The organism is Bacteroides sp. NSJ-48, assembly GCF_014287405.1.
Lineage (GTDB): Bacteria > Bacteroidota > Bacteroidia > Bacteroidales > Bacteroidaceae > Bacteroides > Bacteroides stercoris.
Map to the genome: position 1 here is coordinate 1 of NZ_JACOOD010000084.1, position 6,192 is coordinate 6,192.

The 6,192-nt window shown below is 55.6% G+C and carries 3 protein-coding genes; all 3 read left to right on the plus strand.

The genetic code is table 11. The features are described 5' to 3' along the window. Positions 1-2,937, plus strand: a 2,937-nt coding sequence (locus tag H8S52_RS19315; RefSeq protein ID WP_186910392.1) for a viral A-type inclusion protein, incomplete at its 5' end; no start/stop codon positions are given. 1 nt (position 2,938) lies between these two features. Further along, positions 2,939-3,403, plus strand: a complete 465-nt coding sequence (locus H8S52_RS19320; protein ID WP_005798248.1) for a hypothetical protein — start codon at positions 2,939-2,941, stop codon at positions 3,401-3,403. Between the two features lie 21 nt (positions 3,404-3,424). Continuing rightward, positions 3,425-6,192 (plus strand): hypothetical protein (locus H8S52_RS19325; protein ID WP_186910393.1); only part of this gene is annotated, 2,768 nt, incomplete at its 3' end.

Below are 6,192 nucleotides of genomic sequence, written 5' to 3' on the forward strand. Positions count from 1 at the left end.
ATAAAGAACTTCACCGGCAGCAAGGAACAGGAAAAGGCGAAGGTAGAGGAACTGAACCGCAAGTACGGGGAATCTTTCGGGTATTATAAAACACTTTCCGAATGGTATGATACCCTTATCCAAAAGAGCGAGGACTATGTACAGGTCCTGCTGCACCAGGCCAATGTCCAGAACCTTGTAAAAAAAGCTGCAGAAGCCGATGAAGAGGTGAATAAAATCAAGGCGCAGAAACCGGAAGAGGCGGAAAGCGCCATGGGTTTTTTCGGGAAATGGGGACAATATATCATGCAGTCAAGCATGGCAGAATCCGGGCAGTTCTATGATGCACAGGCTGCCATTAAGAAACATGATCAGGAAGCTTATGACATACTGTTGAAAAATGCCGAAAACAAACGCGACGGTTATCTGAAAAAAGCGGAGGAAGAGGTAAAGAAAGCGGCAGAAGCAGCCAAAAAAGGAAATATCGGCGGACATACCGACCCCGAACAGTCCGGGAAGAATCCGGAAGCGGAAGCCAAGCAACGGCTTGCCACAGAGCGCAGGCTGGCGCAGGATCTTGCCGCCCTGCAGGCCGAGAACCGGAAGGAAGAGATAGACCGTATGCAAGCCGGTACCGAAAAGAAACTGGCACAAATCGAATATGACTATAACGCCCGGAAAGAAGAAATAAACCGGCAGGAAGCCGACTGGAAGCGTGAGAACAAGGAAGCCGGTCTTTCCACCGGAGATAACGGACTTACCCGGGAGCAACAGGATGAACTTGAAAAAGCCCGTGCCTCAAACACCGAGTCAAGGAAAAAAGCGGAGGCGGACGTGTACAGGGAAGAGGCGGAAGCCATGCGTGACTATCTGAAGGAATACGGGACCTTCCAGCAGCAGAAACTGGCCATCGCTGAAGAATATGCCGAGAAAATCCGCAAGGCACAGTCCCAGGGAGAAAGGCTGACTTTGGAGAAGCAGCGTGATGCGGCTGTGCACAAAGTGGACATGGAAGCCCTTACCCAGAAGATAGACTGGGGAGCAGCGTTCGGGGATTTGACCGGTCTGCTTGCAGACCAGATGAAGAACCTGCTTGGCGAGCTTAAACAGTATGTCAAGACGGATGAGTTCAAAAAAACGGGAGCCGCAGACCAGCAGGTCGTTTACGATGCCATCGAACGGATTCAAAGCATGCTCCCCGGTGGCAACGGGACATTGGATTTTGCCCGGCTGCAAACGCAGATGCACGCTTTGGGGGATGCCGTAACACGCGTGCAAAATGCGGAACTGCAGCAGGAAGCGGCATTCATTCGGTTAAAAGCAGCGCAGACCGATTACAACAAGGCTCTTGAAAGCGGTAACCAGGCAGAAATAGAACGTACTAAAATCGCTCTTCAAATGGCCCAATCGTCCAGCATTTCAGCTGACGAAGAATACCTGAACGCCACCTCTGAAATGAAGGCGCTTGCCGGGGAGGTGAAAAGTGCCTCCCGGGACACGGTTGACGGGTTGAACATGGTATCCGACGGGTTGCACGGCTTTGCGAGCGGAACCTTGCAGGGATCATTTGAAGGAATCCAGAACATGCTTACCGGTCTTTCAAAACTGAATATCGGAGGCAAGGTCGGCGATGCCATCAGCCGGATGTCCGAAACCCTGTCAAGTGCCGGAGTCATCGGACAAATCATATCGGCCATTCTCTCCATACTGGATTTGCTGAAAGACGGTATTGGCCCGATTATCTCATCATTGATAGATACCATTTTCAATGCGATAACCGGAATACTCGACAATATCCTCAGCGGAGACCTGTTCAAACAGATAGGCGGTTCCCTTGTGAATGGTATCGGAGGACTGCTGAACACGGTGTCTTTCGGAGGTTTCAACAAACTGTTCGGCATCGGCGGGAACGCCAGGGAAGTGCAGGCGGCTATAGACCGTCTTACGGACCGGAACGAGAAACTGCAGACTTCCATCGAAGACCTGACCGATACCATTAAGGCAAGCAAGGGGACAAAATCGGTGGAAGCTTACCGGGATGCTTACAAATACCAAAAAGAAACGAATGCAAACTATCTGCAGATAGCAAAGGAACAGGCACGCTACAGCGGAAGTCACCACAGCTGGAACTACTACTGGGGCGGTTTCAACCAGGCACAGATAGACAAACTGAGCGGACAGATCGGCCGCCAGTGGGACGGGAACCTGTGGAGCCTGAGCCCGGAGGAAATGAAGGCACTGCGCAGCAACGTGGATATGTGGACGCAAATCCAGAATACCGGTAAGGGAGGCTATGGCGGGCGACTGACCGAGAAACTGGATGACTACATAGACCAGGCCGGCAAGCTGGAGGAACTGACCGACCAGCTGTATGAAGGGCTGACGGGCATTTCGTTCGACGGTATGTACAGCAGCTTCATCGACAACCTGATGAACATGAAGTACGGTGCCAAGGATGCGGCGGAGGATATATCCGAGTACTTCATGCGGGCGATGCTGAGCAACAAGATCGGTGAGATGTACAGCGACAAACTGAAAGGCTGGTGGGAGAAGTTCGGCAAGGCCATGGAGGACAACGAACTGACCGAGGCGGAACGGAACGCGCTGATGGAAGAGTACATGCAGTATATGGATGAAGCCCTTGCCCTGCGTGACAACCTGGCGGCAGCCACCGGTTATGACAAGACGCAGCAGGGCGGTACGAGCCAAAGTGCGAAAGCGGGCGGCTTTACGGCCATGACGCAGGACCAGGGCACGAAGCTGGAGGGCATGTTCACCGGCGGGCTGCAGCACTGGAGCAGCATGGACGACCGGCTGGAAAGCGTGGTGGAGAAGATGGACACGGCTGAAGGGCATCTGGCCCGGATAGCCGAGAACACCGGTGTGAGCGCCGGACACCTGGGCGAACTGAAGGAAGTGATAAAGAAAATGATACGTGACGGACTAAAAGTGAAGTGATATGGGCAATATACTGAGCGGACTGGTGCTGGTGAACGGCACGGACATCTGGACGGAATACGGCGTGTTCCTGGTGGAAGACCGACGCGGGGGCATGGAGAACCTGACGGCCATCCTGACCCCGAGCAAGGCCAAGAAGGATACGGCTGTGGACATACGGGAAGAGCACGGGGAAAAATACAGCCCCGTGCTGACCCCACGGAATGAAGCGCGTGACGTGACGCTGCATTTTGCGCTTTACAACAAGACCCAGGCAGGCTGGATGAAGCAGTACTTTGCCTTTGTGAATTTCCTGAAGCAAGGGAAGGACGGCTGGCTGGAGATCCGTTTCCCCCAGCTGGATCTGCAGCTGCGGGTGAAGTATGCCGACTGTACGAAGTTCACCCCGCTGACCTATCTGTGGACGGAAGGTGTGCATGCCGGAAAGTTCCGGGTAAAGTTCCGGGAACCGAAACCGATTATATAACCATTCAAACGCTATTAGAATATGCTTCTAACGATATATGATAAAGCCGGAACCAAGCGTGCGGATGTGGCCGTGAACGACAGCTCGACGCAAAGCAAGGAAGTGCAGGGAGACAATGTGCTTTCCCTGTCGTTCAGCTATTATGCCTTCCTGCCCCTGGACGTGAACGACTACACGGACTATCTGGGCGAACGGTACTGGCTGACAGAACGCTACACGCCGAAGCAGGTGAGCGATGGTGAATGGGAGTATAACCTGAAGCTGTACGGTATCGAGAGCCTGATCAAGCGGTTCCTGGTGCTGGAGACGACGGACGGGGACACCAACCCCCTGTTTACCCTGACGGCCACGCCCCGCGAGCATGTGGCGATGGTGGTGAAGGCTATCAATAACGGCATGGGCCACATTACTGACTGGAAGACGGGTACGGTGGAAGGTACGGAGCTGATCACGATAGACTACGAGGGGATGTACTGCGACGAAGCGCTGAAAGCCATCGCGGAAAAGGCAGGCGGCAAGGTGGAATGGTGGGTTGAGGGGCAGACTGTGAACGTGTGCCGCTGCGAACACGGGGAAGAAATCACCCTTGGCTATGGCAAGGGGCTGACCTCCCTGGAAAGAGATACGAGCAACACGGCCAAATTCTATACGCGCCTGTTCCCGGTAGGCTCGACCCGCAACATCGATGCGGAGAAATACGGCAGCCCGCGTCTGATGCTTCCCGGCGGCAGGAAGTACATCGAGCAGGGCGTGGAGGAATATGGCATCTATGACCATTACGAGCAGGATGCTTTCAGCGGCATCTTCCCCCGTCGGGTCGGTACGGTGAGCTCGGTTCGCAGCGAGGAGGTGGCAGACGATGAAGGAAACAAATTCACCGTCTATTATTTCCGGGACGGGGAACTGGACTTTGACCCCAACCTGTACGAGCTGGCGGGTGAGACAAAACGTGTGTCGTTCCAGACAGGCGACCTGGCCGGACTCGGGGAGAGTGACGACCACTATTTTGAGGTGAACTACGACAGCGCGGCACGTGAATTCGAACTGATCACCATCTGGCCCTACGATGACGACACCCAGCTGCCGGGCGGCAAGCTGGTGCCCCGAGCAGGCGACACCTATATCCTGTGGAATATCCGGATGCCGGATGAGTATTACCGGCTGGCCGAAGAGGAGTTTGCGGTTGCGGTGGACGAGTACAACCGGGACCACTGGCTGGACATTGCCGCCTACAAAGCCCCGACAGACCCGGTATACATCGAGGAGCACGGCATAGACCTGTTTGTGGGCAGACGGGTGAAGCTGGAGAGCCGGAAGTATTTCCCGGAAAAAGGCTACCGTCAGAGCCGTATCACCAAGATCAGCCGCAAGGTGAACGAACCCGGGCAGATGGACATCGAGATAAGCGATGCGCTGCAGGTGGGCAAGTTCGACAAGGTGACGGACAGCATCGGTGCGCTGAAAAGCTATACGAAATCAAAGACGGAAGGCGCTGCCCTTCCGGACATCATACGAAGCTGGGACAAGACGCTGCCCACGGACAACAACCTGTTTTCCGCCCGGCGCAGCCAGAAAGAGTTCCTGAGCAAGAACCAGCCGGACACAGCCAAAGAGTCCATCCGCTTCCTGAAGGGTGTGAGCTTTGGCGAGGCTGCTGGCGGCAAGCCCTGCGGCATCGTGGATGGTGAGGGCAATGCCGAATACTTGACTGCCGTGATCCGCGAACTGCTGCGCAGCACGGAGTTTGTGGACGGGCTGACCGGTGAGGGCTGGCAGCTGTGGATTGACCAGCTGACCGGACTGACAAACCTGACGGTGGACAAAGTGACTGCCCGGCAAAGCCTGGTGGCGCTGGAACTGCTGATCGAGAAGGTGCGCAGCGTGTGCGGCCAGCTGGTGGTGTCCGCTGCCAACGGCAAGATCAAGGACGTGGTGAAGCAGGGCGACAACTACCGCATCGTGTTTGAGCAGGAATCGGGCTTTGTGGCCCATGACCTGATGCGCTGTGCGGTTACGGGTGGTAAGAAACTAAAAGCATACTGGGTGGAGGTGGCTTCGGTGATAGCCGGCGGTGTGCTGGTCCCGGTAAGCGAGTTTGGCGGGGTGAAGCCGGAGGCAGGCGATGAGTGCGTGCTGATGGGCAACACCGAAAACCCGCTCCGGCAGAACCTTATATCCATTGCGGCCACGGAGGACGGGCAGCCCCGTATCGACATTCTGGACGGTGTGAAGGCCAAGAACTTCAACGGCTGCCTTCGTTGCCGGCTGGGTAAGCTGGACGGCATCAGGAGCAGCGCTTTCCCGGCAGACAAACAGCCGAAAGGAAACGGCCTGTATGCCGACAACGTGTGGCTGAAGGGTACGTTCGTGTTGATGACGGGCGAGGACATCCTGACGCGGTTTGAGATAACCGAGGGGAAAATCCATTCAGCCGTGGAAAGCTTGCGCAAGGAAATACGCGAAGAACAGAGTTATCTGGACAACAGCAGTTTTGCCGCCGGCATGGACAAATGGAAGACGGGCAGCAAGGCTACGCTGTTCACCCTGGGCGGACGCTGGATCTGGGCGAACGGCGGTCCTTACGGTACGAAGCCGGACGGCCATGCCGAGATACGGACCGACGGCAAGGTGCCTTATGCCTATATCCGGAACAGCTATATCATGCAGAAACTGGAGGACTTCCGGCTGGTACCGGAGTACCGGCAGACGAACAGCCAGGGCGAACGGGTGCCCGGCGTGGTGTATCTGTCGTTCAGCTACCGGGTTATCAAGGCCGGAAGGTTGAAAAT